This is a genomic window from Romboutsia lituseburensis DSM 797, from assembly GCF_900103615.1.
GTDB classification, from domain to species: Bacteria; Bacillota; Clostridia; order Peptostreptococcales; family Peptostreptococcaceae; genus Romboutsia_F; species Romboutsia_F lituseburensis.
This window is the reverse complement of the sequence record NZ_FNGW01000012.1, coordinates 48,042-65,059: the sequence shown is the minus strand read 5'-3', so window position 1 is coordinate 65,059 and position 17,018 is coordinate 48,042. Positions and strand designations below refer to the sequence as shown.

Annotated in this window: 23 protein-coding genes; 5 read left to right on the top strand and 18 right to left on the bottom strand. The window is 26.4% G+C overall.

Annotation, left to right across the window (positions count from 1 at the left end):
* Positions 1–108 precede the first annotated feature (108 nt).
* The 3 genes from BLP75_RS16145 to BLP75_RS18230 all read left to right on the top strand — a co-directional run bounded on the left by BLP75_RS16145 (position 109) and on the right by BLP75_RS18230 (position 1,746).
* Positions 109–882 carry a CPBP family intramembrane glutamic endopeptidase gene (locus BLP75_RS16145; RefSeq protein WP_092727572.1) on the top strand — a complete coding sequence of 258 codons (774 nt, stop codon included), beginning with the start codon at positions 109–111 and terminating at the stop codon, positions 880–882.
* A 269-nt stretch (positions 883–1,151) separates the two neighbouring features.
* A complete protein-coding gene (locus tag BLP75_RS16140) occupies positions 1,152–1,364 on the top strand; it encodes a hypothetical protein (RefSeq protein WP_092727571.1) in 213 nt (70 codons plus the stop codon).
* Between the two features lie 25 nt (positions 1,365–1,389).
* On the top strand, positions 1,390–1,746 hold the full coding sequence (locus tag BLP75_RS18230; protein WP_092727570.1) for a hypothetical protein: 357 nt from the start codon (positions 1,390–1,392) through the stop codon (positions 1,744–1,746).
* Positions 1,747–1,790: 44 nt separating this feature from the next.
* On the opposite strand, the gene trxA is transcribed toward BLP75_RS18230, so the two are convergent.
* From trxA to BLP75_RS16065, 14 genes are all read right to left on the bottom strand, one after another.
* The gene (gene trxA / locus BLP75_RS16130; RefSeq protein ID WP_092727569.1) at positions 1,791–2,102 is read right to left on the bottom strand and encodes a thioredoxin; all 312 of its coding nucleotides are present in this window, start codon (positions 2,100–2,102) and stop codon (positions 1,791–1,793) included.
* Positions 2,103–2,119: 17 nt separating this feature from the next.
* Positions 2,120–2,992 carry an NAD(P)/FAD-dependent oxidoreductase gene (locus BLP75_RS16125; RefSeq protein ID WP_092727568.1) on the bottom strand — a complete coding sequence of 291 codons (873 nt, stop codon included), beginning with the start codon at positions 2,990–2,992 and terminating at the stop codon, positions 2,120–2,122.
* A 27-nt stretch (positions 2,993–3,019) separates the two neighbouring features.
* Entirely contained in the window at positions 3,020–3,499 is a 480-nt protein-coding gene (locus BLP75_RS16120; protein WP_092727567.1) for a glutathione peroxidase, read from the bottom strand.
* Positions 3,500–3,619: 120 nt separating this feature from the next.
* Positions 3,620–4,051, bottom strand: a complete 432-nt coding sequence (locus BLP75_RS16115; protein WP_092727566.1) for a MarR family winged helix-turn-helix transcriptional regulator — start codon at positions 4,049–4,051, stop codon at positions 3,620–3,622.
* A gap of 190 nt (positions 4,052–4,241) precedes the next feature.
* Positions 4,242–5,621: a sensor histidine kinase gene (locus tag BLP75_RS16110; protein WP_139149856.1), complete on the bottom strand. Its 1,380-nt coding sequence runs from the start codon at positions 5,619–5,621 to the stop codon at positions 4,242–4,244.
* A gap of 1 nt (position 5,622) precedes the next feature.
* Positions 5,623–6,315 carry a response regulator transcription factor gene (locus tag BLP75_RS16105; RefSeq protein ID WP_092727564.1) on the bottom strand — a complete coding sequence of 231 codons (693 nt, stop codon included), beginning with the start codon at positions 6,313–6,315 and terminating at the stop codon, positions 5,623–5,625.
* A gap of 65 nt (positions 6,316–6,380) precedes the next feature.
* Positions 6,381–6,845: an LURP-one-related/scramblase family protein gene (locus BLP75_RS16100; protein WP_092727563.1), complete on the bottom strand. Its 465-nt coding sequence runs from the start codon at positions 6,843–6,845 to the stop codon at positions 6,381–6,383.
* A gap of 67 nt (positions 6,846–6,912) precedes the next feature.
* Entirely contained in the window at positions 6,913–7,623 is a 711-nt protein-coding gene (locus BLP75_RS16095; RefSeq protein ID WP_092727562.1) for an ABC transporter permease, read from the bottom strand.
* 1 nt (position 7,624) lies between these two features.
* On the bottom strand, positions 7,625–8,533 hold the full coding sequence (locus BLP75_RS16090; protein WP_092727561.1) for an ABC transporter ATP-binding protein: 909 nt from the start codon (positions 8,531–8,533) through the stop codon (positions 7,625–7,627).
* A 286-nt stretch (positions 8,534–8,819) separates the two neighbouring features.
* On the bottom strand, positions 8,820–9,512 hold the full coding sequence (locus BLP75_RS16085; RefSeq protein WP_092727560.1) for a hypothetical protein: 693 nt from the start codon (positions 9,510–9,512) through the stop codon (positions 8,820–8,822).
* Positions 9,513–9,878: 366 nt separating this feature from the next.
* Positions 9,879–10,448 (bottom strand): HD domain-containing protein, encoded by a 570-nt coding sequence (locus BLP75_RS16080; protein WP_092727559.1) that lies wholly within the window; start codon positions 10,446–10,448, stop codon positions 9,879–9,881.
* Between the two features lie 73 nt (positions 10,449–10,521).
* Positions 10,522–10,857 (bottom strand): hypothetical protein, encoded by a 336-nt coding sequence (locus BLP75_RS16075; protein WP_092727558.1) that lies wholly within the window; start codon positions 10,855–10,857, stop codon positions 10,522–10,524.
* 272 nt (positions 10,858–11,129) lie between these two features.
* A complete protein-coding gene (locus BLP75_RS16070) occupies positions 11,130–12,506 on the bottom strand; it encodes an MATE family efflux transporter (protein WP_092727557.1) in 1,377 nt (458 codons plus the stop codon).
* Positions 12,507–12,585: 79 nt separating this feature from the next.
* Positions 12,586–13,029 carry a MarR family winged helix-turn-helix transcriptional regulator gene (locus BLP75_RS16065; RefSeq protein ID WP_092727556.1) on the bottom strand — a complete coding sequence of 148 codons (444 nt, stop codon included), beginning with the start codon at positions 13,027–13,029 and terminating at the stop codon, positions 12,586–12,588.
* 330 nt (positions 13,030–13,359) lie between these two features.
* On the opposite strand from BLP75_RS16065, the gene BLP75_RS16060 reads away from it, so the two are divergent.
* Positions 13,360–13,827, top strand: a complete 468-nt coding sequence (locus BLP75_RS16060) for an RNA polymerase sigma factor (RefSeq protein WP_330385836.1) — start codon at positions 13,360–13,362, stop codon at positions 13,825–13,827.
* 2 nt (positions 13,828–13,829) lie between these two features.
* Positions 13,830–14,519 carry a zf-HC2 domain-containing protein gene (locus tag BLP75_RS16055; protein WP_092727554.1) on the top strand — a complete coding sequence of 230 codons (690 nt, stop codon included), beginning with the start codon at positions 13,830–13,832 and terminating at the stop codon, positions 14,517–14,519.
* Positions 14,520–14,592: 73 nt separating this feature from the next.
* Here the strand turns inward: BLP75_RS16055 and BLP75_RS16050 are convergent, their stop codons facing one another.
* The 4 genes from BLP75_RS16050 to BLP75_RS16035 all read right to left on the bottom strand — a co-directional run bounded on the left by BLP75_RS16050 (position 14,593) and on the right by BLP75_RS16035 (position 16,910).
* Complete coding sequence (locus tag BLP75_RS16050; RefSeq protein ID WP_278335061.1) at positions 14,593–14,742, bottom strand: recombinase family protein; 150 nt, start codon at positions 14,740–14,742, stop codon at positions 14,593–14,595.
* 9 nt (positions 14,743–14,751) lie between these two features.
* A complete protein-coding gene (locus BLP75_RS16045; RefSeq protein ID WP_092727552.1) occupies positions 14,752–15,147 on the bottom strand; it encodes a GNAT family N-acetyltransferase in 396 nt (131 codons plus the stop codon).
* 93 nt (positions 15,148–15,240) lie between these two features.
* The gene (locus BLP75_RS16040; RefSeq protein WP_092727551.1) at positions 15,241–15,870 is read right to left on the bottom strand and encodes a type 1 glutamine amidotransferase family protein; all 630 of its coding nucleotides are present in this window, start codon (positions 15,868–15,870) and stop codon (positions 15,241–15,243) included.
* A gap of 77 nt (positions 15,871–15,947) precedes the next feature.
* Positions 15,948–16,910: a helix-turn-helix transcriptional regulator gene (locus BLP75_RS16035; RefSeq protein WP_092727550.1), complete on the bottom strand. Its 963-nt coding sequence runs from the start codon at positions 16,908–16,910 to the stop codon at positions 15,948–15,950.
* Between the last annotated feature and the right edge of the window lie 108 nt (positions 16,911–17,018).

Below are 17,018 nucleotides of genomic sequence, written 5' to 3'. Positions count from 1 at the left end.
ATCATTTTAATCCCTATTTCATATGTTTCAGTCTAGAGTGCTTGAAATTATACATCATTAAATAGTATGATAAAAACGAAATGCTATTTAAATTAGGGAGAGAGATGCATGAAAAATTTTATAAGTACATTAAAGTTTATTATAAATTTAATAATTTTAAATATTTTTAGCTCTGGAATTTCAATACTATTCACTTGTATCTTTTTTAAGAATCCTATAAAGTCTACATTGATATCAATAAGTTTATCTTATTTAATTATGTTTTCTTTACTATATTATTTTTCAACAAGTTATAAATACTTAATAAGTAAAGATGATTTTAAAAAAATCAGTATAAAAAATGTATACTATATAGCCTTATTTGGATTCGGATTCAGTGTAATCTTATCGATTTTAACAATTTTATTAGATAGTATATTCCCTAGTTATACGGAAATAAGCAATAAAATGCTTTCTCAAAATGATTCAATAATTAATTTGATTTGTAGTGTAGTATTCATTCCTATATGTGAAGAGATAATATTTAGAGGAATGATATTTAAATTTTTAAAGCGTTATTATAGTTTGATAGGAGCAATTTTCTTACAAGCATTATTTTTCGGAATTTCACATGGAAATATTGTTCAAGGTATTTATACTTTTATAGGAGGTATAGCACTTGCCTTAATATACGTATACTGCGGTTCTATGATGGGGAATATTATTTTACATATGATATATAATTTATGTGGATTAGTAATAATGCCAGAGTATCTTTTTGCAGATGAGTCTATAAATTATTTATTTATGATAATTGGAGTTATAGTTTTTATATTCTCATCACTTAAAATGATTTCTAATTATAAAAAAGGTTCTAGAATTAGATTATTAAATGATCAATAGAAATACTAACTGTAAAAAACTACTTATGTTATGTATAGTAATATGCAGGTTTAAAATTATAATAAGGAAGGAGTAAGTATCATGATTGGAGTTACAATAGAATTATTTTTTCAAGTATTTAATACTATATTTTTGATTTTTATACTATTTTTAGGATATAAACTTCTTTGCTGTTCGAGTGAATTTTTATGCAAAATAGTTAAAAATACTAAAAATAATTCTAAATAATTAGATATAAAATTAGGCAGTGATTTATTTGGAGGAGCAATATGGAAAAAAGTCATAATAAAAAAGTACCAAAAATAATTATCGTTGGATTGATAATTTTATCGATAGTTAATCTTATAAGAATATTTTATTATAGAGATAATACAGGTATATTTGGATATATAAGTTATACTGCTAATGTATTAGCAATTATTTTAATAGTGATTGATTGGATAAAAATCAAATCAAACAAAGTAAATAAACGTAGTATATAAAAATAAGTTAGGAAAAAAGGATTTGATGAAAAAGATTTTAAGGTTTACCGTACCACTATTTATTATTAGTATTTTATTTTTGGGCTTAGTTTCCTACTCTTCTAAAATTAAAAATCCTTTTATACCTTTGAAAGCTCTTATTCAACTAGAGACCAGTGATGATAATGTTATAAAGTTTTCAGATAAACCATTACGCTATATGAGTAGGAGTGTCGATGACTTTAAAAATCATATGGAATATGATGGATACACTGTGGATCAGCTAGGTAGATGTTTTGTTTTAGAAAAAGATTCTGAAACAACATCATTAATATTTGAAGGATTTCTGGGGAGTTATGAAATATTTAGTAATGAGCTTGAATCTAAAAACACCAATGAATAAAATAATTCATTGGTGTTTTTTAGTTAATATATAAAATTAAGCTATTATAAGTATTTTTCTATATTAGATTTTATTGATTCCTTTGGTAAGAAACCAACCATAGTTTCTTGTTTTTCACCATTTTTAAATATTATCATTGTTGGTATAGTTGATATACTATATTCTCTAGCTATATCACCACATTGATCAACATCAACTTTTAAGAATGTAGCTTTTCCATCCATTTCTGATGATAATTCCTCAAATACTGGAGCTAACATCTTACAAGGTCCACACCAAGTTGCGAAAAAATCTACTACTACTAACCCTTCATTTACATTACTTCTGAACTCTTCTGAATTAACTATCTTTGCCATTTTATTTCCTCCTATGCCTATGCGCTTTTTCTTTTTTGTTTATCTAAATATGCAACTGCTGATAAAGCTGCTATATTACCTTCACCTGCTGCTTTTATATATTGATATGGTGCTCCAACAATATCTCCTGCTGCAAAGCATCCTTCTATATTTGTCTTCATAGATCTGTCTACTTCTACGTGACTTCCATCTAGTTCTAATCCTGGTACTAACTGACCTGGAGAAATACTATCTCTAAGTATGAATATTCCATCTGTTTCTATTTCTCTATTTTTAAGTACTAATTTGCTTACTAAAGTTTCACCTTTTATTTCTAAAGGTATATCATTTACTATCTCAATTGAAGAATCGACTTCTACTTCTTCTTTATACATAGGTACATAGTATACCTTAGATGCGATTGATGCTATAAAGTTAGCCTCTGCTTCTTCATGTTTGTTATATGCTACTATTGTTACGACCTTGTCTCTGTATAAAGGAGCGTCGCAAGTTGCACAATATCCAACTCCTTTTCCTAAGAACTCTTCTTCTCCTTTAAGTAACTTTCCAAAGTTAACTCCTGTAGCTAAGATTATAGTTGTTGCCTCATAAACTTTATCGTTAGCCATTAGTGAGAAGTATTCTCCCATTGCATATATGTTATTTATTTTTTCTTCTGTTATCTCTATATTCATTTCTTCTAAATGCTTAGCAAATTCATCTCTTATTTCTTTTCCGCTTTTTCCATAGAATCCTAAATAATTATTTACTTTATGAGCTTTTACTAACTTATTACTTATTTCTTTAGTTCCGAAAACAATAAATTTTTTATTTCTTATACTTGCATTAAGAGCTGCTGATAAACCTGCAGGTCCACTACCTATAATTGCTATGTCGTATCTTTCGTTCATGATAACATCTCCTTTTGTCTTAAGTCATTATTTATTTAGTATATCCTCTATATCATTTTTTATTTTTAATGGTGATACTGTTGGTGCGTATCTTTTTACAACATTTCCTTGATCGTCTATTAAAAACTTAGTGAAATTCCATTTTATTTCTTTACTTAATAATCCTTTAGATTCATTTTTTAAATATTGATATAAAGGATGTGCATTTTTTCCATTTACATCTATTTTCTCAAACATATTAAAGCTAACACCATAGTTTAATTGACAAAACTCATGTATCTCTTCATTGCTACCAGAATCTTGTTTTGCAAACTGATTGCAAGGGAATCCTAATATTTCAACACCTTTATCTTTATACCCTTGATATAGCTCTTCTAACTCTTTAAATTGTGGTGTTAACCCACATTTACTTGCTGTATTTACTACTACCACTATTTTTCCTTTAAAATCTTCCATATTTACTTCTTGACCATTTATTTTTCTTGCTTTAAAATCATAAAATTTCATATTAATATTTCCTCTCTAAATTCGATTTATGTAAATTTAATTTTATTCAATTGATTATGGTATATTTTAAAGTTAAAACCATTACTGATTTTAACTTTAAAGTATACAGTAATTATATTATTAATCTAATATTTGTAGTAAACTATCTAACTGCTTTTTCAAAGAAAGTAAATTTAAATCATTGCCCCCACAGATTTGATACATTTTTTCTGGTACATCTAGGACTTCTTCTTTTAATGATTTACCTTTTTCAGTTAGCTCCACTGTAACTAGTCTATCGTCTTCTTTGTTTCTGTATTTTGTCACTAATTCCATAGATTCTAACTTCTTAACAACAGGTGTAAGTGTTCCAGAATCTAGATGCAATCTCTTACCTAACTCTTTAAATATAATTTTTTCTTCTTCCCACATTACTAGCATAGCTATATATTGTGTATATGTTAAGTTATGTCTATCGAGTAATGGCTTATATAATTTAATTATTTCTCTTGATAAAGCATATAGTGAAAAACATACTTGATTATCTAGTTTTATTTTATCGTATTTATCCATATTAACTCCAATTGATTTATATAAATTTAATTGAACTCAATCAATATATAAACTTATTATATATCCTAGTATTATCTTTGTCAAATACTTTTATAACTTTTTTTATTTATTATATATGATATGGTATGATATCAAAAGAATCTAGGTTTAAAATTAATATATATTTACCCTAGATTCCTTTGATATAAACCTATATTCTTCTAAGTCTTATATCAAATCTTGTACATATACCGACCTCGCTACATATCTTAATATCTCCATCATGGAGTTTAATAATCTTTTTAGTAATAGAAAGACCTAGACCACTTCCTCCATCTGTCTTTCTAGATTCATCAGCCCTGACAAATTCATCAAATATCTTTTCTATTACATCTTCTGATATTCCAATTCCGTTATCCTCTATAACTATGCATACATTATCAACTTCTTTAATCAAACCTATAGAAATTTTAGTTCCTGATTTATTATATTTTATTGAATTAGTAATTATATTTCCTAATGCTCTCTCTAATTCTTTAGTATCTATCATAGAATACATACTTTCTTCAGGTATATCTATATCTAATAAAAAGTTGTTTTCTTCTATATCTATATAATATAGAGCTACTAATTCTCTTAGAAACTCGCAAATATCTTGTTTCTCTAAGTTTAGAGTATATCCTGGGCTATCTAATTTAGAAAAAATAAATAATTCATCTACTAAATAATTAATCCTTTTAGTTTTATTATATATATAACTTAGATATGTTTTTTTATCATTTTCATCAGTCACTACGTCATCTAACATAGCTTTAGAGTAGCCTAATATAGATGTTATAGGTGTTTTTAAATCATGTGATATATCTCTTATCATTCTTTTTTTACTGTCTTGAGCCATATTTTTTTCTTTTTCAGATTTTTCTAGCTTACTAACAGTACTATTAAAGGCTTCTTTTATTCTGTTAAACTCTTTATAAGAGTTATAGTTTACTGATATATTTGAATAACCTTCACTCATTTTAATTATTTCATTTTCTAGTATTTTAAGTGGCTTAGATATTTTCCTTATAGATATAATTGCTACTATTAAAAACATAACTGAAACTACGATTGTAGTAAAAATTAAACTCATTATTATATATATCTTACCATTTTGGTTTGCATAAATTTTATTAACAAGCTTTTCTTCATAGTTTGGAATTTTTACAATATATAGCTTATCACCTTGTTTATACATTCTAGTTTCATATTTTTTATGTTTGCTTTCTTCATTTATAAAATCTTCTATTTCGTACTTATTTTTCTTATCCTTTTTTACACCTTGTACACTAACAACTTCCCCGTCTTTTATTTCCTCTATCCATCCACCTTCTGATAATATTTTAGATATATTTAAATCATTATAATTTTTCATAAATAAATAATTTATCTTACTATCATGAAGTTGTAAGTCTTTATCATCGATTATTTTATTAATCTTAAAGAAAATCAAGTTAAAAAATATAACTATTCCTAATATAAATATAATTACAGCTACTATAGAATTGATTATAAAGATACTATATAAGCTATTCCCTTTTTTTAGATTCATATTATTTCCTTTCAAATTTATATCCTATGCCTCTTACCGTTTTTATATATATAGGATCTTTGCTATTGTCCTCAATTTTATCCCTTATCTTACTTATTTGAACCATTATTGCATTATCCTCAGCTATATACATCTCATCCCATACCGATTCAAATAAATTTTTCTTAGTAAAAACTTTATTTGGATTTTTCATAAAAAGTTCAATTATTTTAAACTCAGTTGATGTAAGTTGTATCTCTTGATTATTTTTTGTTAGTTTGCATGCATCCGTATCTAACTTTAAATCACCAATTTCTATTAAATTATTTGTATTTTCATAAGAACCAGAATATCCATATTCTCTTCTTATTTGAGCATTAACTCTAGCTATTAGCTCTAATGGATCAAATGGCTTAGTAACATAATCATCAGCGCCCAAATCTAGAGCGAGTATTTTATCATATCCCTCAACCTTAGCTGAAATCACTATTATAGGTAGATTCAAGCTATTTCTTATATGGGATATAACTGAATATCCGTTTAAATTTGGAAGCATTATGTCAACTATAGCTAAATGTATTTTGTTTTTAGCTATAATATTAATTGCTTCAATTCCATCGTAAGCTTTAAATATATTATAATCTGTGTTTCTAAAATACAATTCTACCAAGTCGACTATCTCTTTTTCATCATCTATAACTAAAATATTATACATTTAAATCCTCCTATGTATTTAAATATAAGTTAGAGACTATAATTTTATAGTCTCTAACTTATGTCTTAGTGCTTGTCTCTTATGTCATCGATTATGACTACTAATGAAAGTACAAATGCTTCATCTTCAAAGTCTATGTCGATACTATAGTTATCAGTAAGTGCAAAGACTTCTTTCTTTATAGATGCTATTTGCTTATCATCTTTATAAATATTATAATTACGATCAAATAAATTTCCGTTTATCAATAACTCTCCATATTTACTATCTACCTTTATTTTATCTTTGATAAAGGTCAATTTTTTATTTATAGATGCTATTACCTCAGAATCTTTTATAACCTCATACTTAGGCTTTAATGACATTTTTTGCTTTATTTCATATAATATCTTATTGTCTTTTTGAATATTAAATTGTAAACCTAGTGATATTAATTTATTGTCTACAAAGAATATATCATTACCATCTGTATCTTTTATCCAAAAGTCTTCCTTAAGTTTAAAAACCTTAGATTTCATATAGTATTTCATAGTTGATCTCCTTTATATTTTTTCATGTTTTCGTATATTTATGTTAAATTTGATAAAAATTATTCAATTAGTTAATCTCCTTATTAGAGAATACGTAGCTTGAAATTATAAATCCTATTACTATATATCCAAGACTTATTAAACTATTGTTTATTAAACCTTGATTTGAAAGTGCAATATTTTTCATTACATACATTATGCTATATGGATTTAATTTTTCATAAAATGAAGCCACTATATTAAATGCAGCTATTAATACAAATCCACCTGATATTGCATTTCTTGATGTATTCATTAAAAATCCAGGTATAGTAAATATTAAGATCAGTCCTATTACGGGTATAAGTGTAACTAAATATTTAAGAGTTGTATCAACAACAAAACCTAAACTAGGTATTTGGAGTAAGACACAAACAGCTATAAGGCTTAATAGTAGCTGTATTGCCATGCTTATCAGTACATTTATAAAGATAAATATTGATTTACCTATTAAAATTTCATTTCTACTTATTGGATTTATAAGATAGATTTTCATACCACCATTGTTAAATTCTTCTGTTATAACCTTTGACACTAGTACAACTACAAATGGTGCTAGTATATTTACTGTTGATTTAAAAAATAAATCTACTATATCAGATTCAGTAAATATATTTACTCCACCTAATTTTGCACCCGCAAAATATGCAAAAGCAATAGTTGCTACTATTAAGGCATTAAATATGATTAATACACTTTTTTTGGTGCTTATAAATTCATTTTTAATTATATTTATCATGTTATTTGCCCCCTGTAATTTCTATAAATATATCTTCTAGTGACTTGTTATTTGATGAAATTTCATATATAGATATATCATTTTTTATAAATTCCTTAGATAGTAAAGCTATGCTTGATTCACTTGATTGCACTGTGATACCTTTGTTTTGTATCTTGTGTAACTTTGCATATTTTTTATCGTTTAAGATTTTAATTGCCTTATCAATATCTGAAGTTCTAATAAAGAATAAGTCATTTTTATTAGTTATACTTGCTATATCAGATTCTAATATTTGCTTTCCTTTGTTTATAATTACAACTCTATTACACATCATTTCTATTTCATGTAAAATATGTGAAGATATAATTATAGTTTTATTGTGTTTTTGAGATAATTCTTTTATTAATTCTCTCATTTCTATAATACCTTTAGGATCTAATCCATTTGTAGGCTCGTCTAATAATATAATCTTAGGATTTTTTATAAGCGCCATAGCAATTGATAGTCGCTGCTTCATTCCTAATGAATAGCTCTTAACTTTTTCATACTCTCTTCCTTTTAATCCAACTATTTCTAAAACATCTTCGATATCATAACTTACACTGTATGAATCACTAAAGTTTTTAACAATCTTTAAATTGTCATAAGCTGTTAAATCAAGGTATATTGCAGGATTTTCTATTATTGCTGATACATTTTTTATTGCATCTTTAAAATTTGTATCTATATCAAATCCATCAATATATATTTTTCCGCTGTCTTTTTTTATTAACTTTAATATCATTTTCATAGTTGTACTTTTTCCTGCTCCATTAGGACCTAAAAAACCAAATATATCTCCCTTATTAACACTAAAACTTAAATTATCAACTACTATTTTATCTCCACGTTTTTTAGTTAAATTATCAACTTTTAAAACCTCGCTCATATCATTTTTCCTTCCTTCGTTATTTGATAAGCTTATTTTAATAGCTGAATCTTTCTAAAACCTTTCCGAATTATTTATGTTTACTATCTATTTTAATTAGTATTTGAATATAAAAGAATTGATTTAAAGTATAACGAGTAAAAATAATCACTTACAATTAGATATATGATTATCTTACTTATAACATTGAAGGGGTAACCTATATAACCTTAAAATAGCTAGAACTATTGTGAATAATTCTAGCTATTATTTGTTTAATGATTATAAAAATATTGTAATGTAGTTTTTATATTTCCTTTTTATATTTTTGTTGATCTTGATTTAATTTATCTTTTAATTGTGTTTCTAGTTCTATAATTTCATTAAGAGTATTTTTTAATTCTTTAATAAATGGGTTATTGCGAGTATCATAAACCTGCTTTAAAACTGCTTCTTTTTCTGCCTTTTTAAAAATGTCATTACCATATATCTTTTTAAACGTAGATATTTTCTCATCAATAATTTCAGACTGTTGACTTAACTCTTTGCCTAAAACTCTAACCTCTTTTAGCTCACTGTTAGTTTCAGCTATTTTCTTGTTTATGTCTTGGATACTAATTTGTTCATTTTCACTAAGTAATGTTTCTTCTTTATCATTAACTTCTCTTGAATTATTGATATAACTAATAACTTTAGTATTTTTTACTGAATCATCTATTACATCATTTTCTTTATCTTTATTTTCAATCATACCTTTCATTTCATTAAGCTGAGATAATTTGTGTTCTAAAGACTCTTGAAATTTTTTATTTATACTTGAATTGTATGTAGCATCTAAGTTTTCTCTAGCTAAGATTTTCCCCTTATTAATGGCTTTCAACTCTTTTAATGATCTGTCTATATTTTCACTATGATTAGAAGTATTGATTTGTATTTTTCTTAAAGAGCTACTATTGTAACTTCCAAATAAGCTGTTACTAACTCTACTTGAAATATTCATACTTTCATCCCCCTTTTTAATAAAACTCAATATAAATATACGGTTTATAAAAAGGCATCTTTAATTAATAGGTAAATATTGGAATTGACTTAATTTTGTTTAAACGATATGATAAAAACTCAGATACTTAAATTCTAGTTTTTTAAATTATAAGAGCTCGAGCGATGTGTTGCGAAATTATTTAATGTCGCCAACATCAGAGCCCGTTGCTCAAATGAGAAAGCTACACACCTAATGTACATTGGGATGTGTAGCTTTTTTACATTTTATTATGTAATTTAGTAATATTTGAATTATAATAGTTTGTACTTATACTAAGCTTTATAGTTTCAATTCGATACGTATCAAAAGATACATTTTAAATAACTAAGCTTTATTCGTTTGAGCTATTTTTTCTGTAGTTTTTTGATCTATTTCTTTCTTCAAATCTTTTAAATAAGATGAGAATTCAACCTTGTCCGAACCGTAAGTAAACTGTAAGTCATATTCTAATGGAATCCAAGTACTAATATCTGCCTCATTATGCTGAATAACTGCTTCTAAATTGTCTAATGCTTTGTAAAGCTTTGCTTCATCAGTCTGACGTTCATTCATTTCCTTTAAAAGATCTGTAAATTCATCACGATAAGGAGCAGGGAAAGTTGAAATCCACTTAAAAAATATCTCATCCTCTTTTTCACTATCTTCTTCTTTCTTTTCGAAAGTAGGAATATCACCTGTAAAGGCTTCACCTAAATCATGAATTAAACACATACGAATTACCTTATCCATATCAATATCTGGAAATTCATCACGCATTAATAATGCCATTAATGCAATACGCCAGCTATGTTCTGCTACACTTTCATGTCGTCCACTTGACGTCCATGAGTGTCTAGTATTACATTTTAATTTTTCTGCTACTGTTAATATTTCTAAAAATGTTGCTGTATTCATACCAAGTTCCCCCTTAAAAATTTATAGTTATCTATATAATACATAAAATACAGTTATTTATCAGTATATATTATCAATTGCCTTGTTTTACGTATATTAGCCACTCTCTATATTTTTTGCAATCATCATATTTTATAGCATATTCTGCATACTTTTGTGCAATTAATTCTGATCCAAATGGTGTCTCTATTATAAATAAGTAATAAGATATTAGATAAGATAAATACGCAACTTCTTTGTAATTTTTCTTATCTAGATGTAAGTAATAAAGGTTTAATAAATAAAAGTATGTATTGTTTATATAAAAATCATCTTCACTAGATATTTCACCTAAAGTATTTTCAGTTATCCAATAAATATCATATATTTCATCTACATAAAATAAATCTATTGCTTTCTTTAAATCCATATTCCCCCCACACACATCTATTTTATTTAGATTATAAAGCTTATAATCTAAATAAAATTTTTAGGTATACATTAATTTTAACAAAAATCTAGGTAATTCTGATGGTTTGCGTGTATAACAGAAATCCAATATAGCAAAGAAAATTACTATAACACAAACTATTAAAAACTTTTTTAAATTAGAATTCATTTTAAGTCTCCTTCAATATTTCTATTTACTCGTGAGTATACCTAATTGATTTTATAAATGTCAATATCTTTAAGTTGTTATATCTAAACTTGAACTTGTTCTTTAACTTCTAGACATGTATCTTCTTTTGATAATTTATTAGATAAATAAACAAAGTAAGATATACATAAAATAATCTGAACAAAAGTAGACATTGGAGTAGCAAGACCAACATTAAATAATGAAACTGGCTCTAGCTTGCTCATTATAAATGACACAGGGATTCTAACACAGAATGCACCTATAATCCCTTGAATCATAACAAAAGTAGTTCTACCACAACCATTGAAATATCCAACCATACTAAACATGATAGCAGTAAATAAGCAATCAATACCGTAAGCTTTCATATAATCCCAAGCAGCTAAAATAACAGCCTCATCCTTAGAGAAAATACCTGATAATAAATTACCATGGAAGAAAGTAATATAAAACATTACAATACCACAACATAAAGATGCGAGTATAGAATATATTAAAACTCTCTTAGATCTATTATATTTCTTAGCACCATAGTTTTGCGCAACAAATGCAGATACAGCCTGAGCAAAAGCCATTGGTATTAACATTATAAAACCAACAAGTTTTTCTGCAACACCTATACCAGCTGAAGCAACAACCCCCATAGAGTTACCAATCATCATAATTACCAAGAATGATAAATTTACAAGGACATCTTGTAGAGCTATTGGTGCACCAAATTTAATAATTTGAGTAGTTAAATTTTTATGGAACTTTATACTTTTTAATGAAAAATCAAACGGAAGTCCACGTTTTTTTATTAATAGTAATGATAAAATTACACTAGTGGATTGAGCCATTACAGTAGCATACGCAGCACCAATTGCAGCCATTTTAAAAATACCTACAAATACTAAATCTCCAATTATATTAACAACACAGGCTATTCCAACTGTGATAAGAGGAGTTTTAGAATCTCCAATCCCTCTAAATACACCACCAATAACATTATAAGAAATTACAAATACTGATCCCATAGCACAGATTTTTATATAAGATACTGTGCTATCAAAAGCTTCAGTTGGTGCGTGCATAAAAGTTGCAATAGATGATGCAAAAGTAACAACCAATACAGTTAAAATTATAGATATAATAGCAAATATTGAAATACCACTACCTACAACATTTCCTGCTTCTTCTCTTTTACCCTCACCTAGTTTTTGACCAATTAATATAGTGATACCCATAGTAAGGCCTGTAATCATAGAAGTTACACCCATCATGACTTGGCTTCCTGTTGATACTGAAGATACATCAGCCGCATTACCAAATTGACCAACTATAAGTAAATCTACAGCACCGTACATAGCCTGCAAAAATAGTGCCATTAATATTGGAATAACAAATTTTAATAATGGTGAAAAGATTTTGCCTTCCGTAAAATTAGATACTTTGTTCATATATCAATCTCCTTTTTGAAATTTAAGTTTTGCACAAAACAACATATATAAAGATAAAACCGCTCTAAATTATTAACGGTTAATCTAAGTTATTTCTTATTTTATCAAGTACTTTATAAAATACTTTTAATTCATCTTCAGTTATTTCTTTGATTAATCTATCTTCAACTGAGTTAATTGCTGTAGAAATTTTTTCGTAAAGCTTATGTGATTTATCTGTTAATACTATTTTCTTCAAACGAGCATCCTCTGCAACAGGAACTCTTTGGATTAAACCATTTTTCTCCATGTTATTTAGCATAAGGCTTATAGAACAACGTTTAAGATCAAGTCCTTTTTCTAAATCTTTTTGAAAAATATCCTTGTCTTCACCTTCTAAGATAATAAAATCTATAGTATAAGCTTGGGCAACAGTTAAGTTATCATCTATGGCTTTTATAACAGCTGCATCTACCTTTCTTGATATTATATGATTGATTTTACCAATATCAAGACCAAGTTTAAGTTTATTTTTGGTTGGCATAAATACACTCCTTTTTATAATAAAATGTTTTGTACTAAACTATAATATCCCATTATATAAATTTATGTCAACGCATAGACGATATAAAAAATTCTATGTCTACATTATATAGATAAAAAAGAAAACCAATCAATTATTATGAAATAACTATTCATATCTAAAATATACCCACTAAGACAATATGTATTGATTAAATTTTACTACAATGATAATTTTAAAAAATAAGTAATATAACCATTAAGATATAAATTTTTAACAAAATATAAATTTTCTGTAACGAAATAAGTTTTTTTCGGATATATGTTTGAAGGAGGTGATGCTGTGCATGAAATGGACTGCATATATGAAGAACATGCACAAATGGTTTTTAAATACTTAATGGTTCTTTGTAAAGAAGAAAATCTGGCAGAAGAGCTTACACAAGAGACATTTTATCGTGCAATAAAATCCTCTAATAGATACGACGGTACTTGCAAAGTATCAACCTGGTTGTGTCAAATTGCAAAGCATATTTGGTATCAAGAAATCGATAGAAAAAAGAGAAAAGAAACATCTGAATTAAGTGAAGAGATTGTATCTAATAATATTTGTATAGAAGAAAAAATCTGTTTAAAAGAACGAAAAATGGAACTTATAAAAAAAGTCTATAAATTAGATCAAATCTCAAAAGAAGTAGTTTTACTTCGGATTACAGGAGCGTTCTCATTTAGAGAAATTGGAGAACTATTTAATAAAAATGAAAACTGGGCTAGAGTTACTTTTTATAGAGCCAAACAAAAAATAGGAAAGGGCGTGTAAAAATGAAATGTGAAATAATAAAAGATCTTTTACCAAGCTATATAGATAATCTTACAAGTGATGAAAGTAATAAAGAAATTGAAAATCATATAATAACTTGTAGTAAATGTAAATCAGAATTAGACAATATGAATCAGGATATAAATATAGAAACATTAGAAATTAATAAAAAAGATATTAAGCCATTAAAAAAATTTGATAAAAAATATAGAAATGTATTTAGAAATATCTCTATATGCTCTTTAATCATCTATTTAATAGCACTTTATTATACACAATACTCTTTTAATGACGTGTATGATACTAGAGCTAGATTAGCAATAGATTTACAGACAATATCTGAAAATCATGATATAAAAAATTCAAATTCATACTCAACTGAATTGCAAAAATTGTTAAACCAAAATTATAAAAATGTTCTTTCTTTAGAGATATATACAACTGATTATAAAAATACTCTATATACATATAAAAATAAATCAAATGCAGACACAGATATAATCTCAACACATATAACGGGAGATGTTTTTAATAAAAAGAAAAAAAATATTGCTACTTTTTATGTAGGTATAGATTATAAACCTGTAATTATGGGAAATGCTATTTTAAAGTATAGTGCTTTAATTGGATGGATATCTTTAATAACATATATAATACTGTTATTAAAGTCTAAATTTGTAAGTAAATTCTAAGTAAAGCCTTTGTTTTAAGAATCTTATTTAAATGTATTAAACATATATTAATAAATAAAATAATGCCTAGGTTTTACCTAGGCATTGTTTTAGGATAGAATATTGCAGCTCTTCCATTTCTAGTTCTTTCATTAATAACAGCATGCTCAAACTCTGCAAAGCTACCTAGCATCTGTAAAAATAGCATCGCTTGTGGTGTTGATGTATCAAAATGTGCTGTAATTCTTACTACTTATTTTCTTTTCATACCACAAGATTTTGGTTCTGCATATTTAAAATTAAATTTAGTATATAATTTATCCGCAGGCTTTTTAGCAAGTAAAATAGTATACGCATCTTCATCTGTATTTAATTCTAAATAATCATCAATTTCTTTCATAATAGCTTTTCCTATGCCTTTTCCTTGATACTCTGAGTCTACCATTATGTCAGAAACAACATAGCTTATTCCTCTATCTCCTACGATTCTTCCAAACCCAATTAATTGGCTGCCTTCCCACACCGAAACTACAAAAATGGAATTTTCTAGAGCACATTCAACGTTTGATAATTTTTTTGCGCCCATATTAGCTTTTATTCTTAAATCGATATATTGCTTAGCTGAAGGTGATTCGTGTCTTATATCCATTTTTATTCCTCCTAATTCATTTTTTCTTATTATATCATTGTTATAAGTTTAATATTAAAATAAGTATTTTCAATGTTTTACTCATAAGTAGTATTATTTGTTGCAATTCATTAATTCAAAAAAATATTTTGAATCATTAGTTTTATAAAGATTTATCCAAGAACTTAATGCTTCTTCTTTAAAGACATCTAAAACTTTTAAGACGTGTATCGTAAATTCTAATGGTGCAATTCCTGAAGCAGTAATTAAATTTTCATCACTAACTACAGATTCTATTTTATAATATTTTTCTCCATTATAACTTGGTATTACCATTTTAAGAAATTCTAAATCATTACTAGTATGATTTCTAAAATCTAGTAACCCTTTTTTAGCTAGCCCTAAAGTAGCACCACAAATAGCTGCAACTACAGACCCTTGTACCAAAGCCTCTTTAGTTTTTTCTAATATTATCTCATGATCTATCGATGTCCAAGTATCCCCTCCTGGTAAAATTAATACATCATTACTTTCCATATTAAACTCATCTATTGTAATCTCAGGTAAAACTTTCAATCCCCCCATTGTTATAATAGGATTTTTATCAATTCCTACTGTAGTTACTTTTAGTGGTTTTAATCCTTTTTTGAAATATCTTCCTGTATTTAATTCAGCAGTTAAATATCCTACTTCCCAATCTGACATAGTATCAAATACATACATATACACTTTTCTATTTTTCATCTTTTTACTCCTTATATGGTTAATTAATATACCTAATTGTAAAATAACTTAACTGACATATTCAGTCAGTTAAGTTATTAAATTTGATAATGATTAATTAATTCAACTAAATTTTCAACTATTTTCTTTCTAAGACTTAATGGTTCAATTATTTGTATCGATTTTCTATAAGGTAAAAGTATATTTGGTATATATGTACATATCACTTCTTCTTGAAGTTTAAATATTACTTTATTTGGAGTTCTTTCTTTCAAGTAATATCCTAAAAACCAATGCTGACATAAGTTATCTAATGCATTTATACTTCCTTCTATAACTAATGGTATAAGATTATCCTCATCTCTTATTTCAGTCATGATTCCTCTTATGAAAAATTCACTTGCTGAAAATTCCTTTGGTCTATTAAATGCGTTTACTGTTTCTATGACACTACTAATTCTATCTACTCTAAAGCTACGAATCTCATTTCTCATTTGACAAAATGCTACTATGTACCAATTATTATTCCAATGAACAATTCCATATGGATTTATAATCCTAGATTTTGATTTTTCTTCGCGACCTGTACGATAATTGATTTCTATAGATAACTCATTTGCTATACTATTTTCCAACTTTTTAAGTACAGATTCTATGGATATTTTTCCAATAGGTTTTATTACTTCAAAGCCTATTAAATGCCTTGTTAAAACTTCTTCTTGTTTTTGATTTGAATGCATTTTTAACTTTGATGTTGCTTTATCTAATGCTTCATCTAAGAAATAGCCCTTTTCTTTAGCAAATATAGCTGCATGAAGTAAAGCAGTTTGCTCTTCTATATCGAAAAAAAGAGGTGCTTTAATAAAATTATTCAAAAGTGTATACCCACCATTATGACCTGTGTCTGAGATTATAGGTACTCCACTGGCAGAAAGTGAATCAATATACCTATAAACAGTTCTTATATTTATTTCTAGTTTTTCAGATATTTGCTTTGCTGTAACTTTTTTATCTGAGTTTAACATCCATAGTATAGACATCATATTATCAATTTTAGCCATGTAGCCTCACCTCTTTATATCTGATATATAAAGTTATTATATATCAGATATATTAATTTTTTACAAATAAAAAATAAAATGAAGAACTCATGCTCCTCATTTTATTTC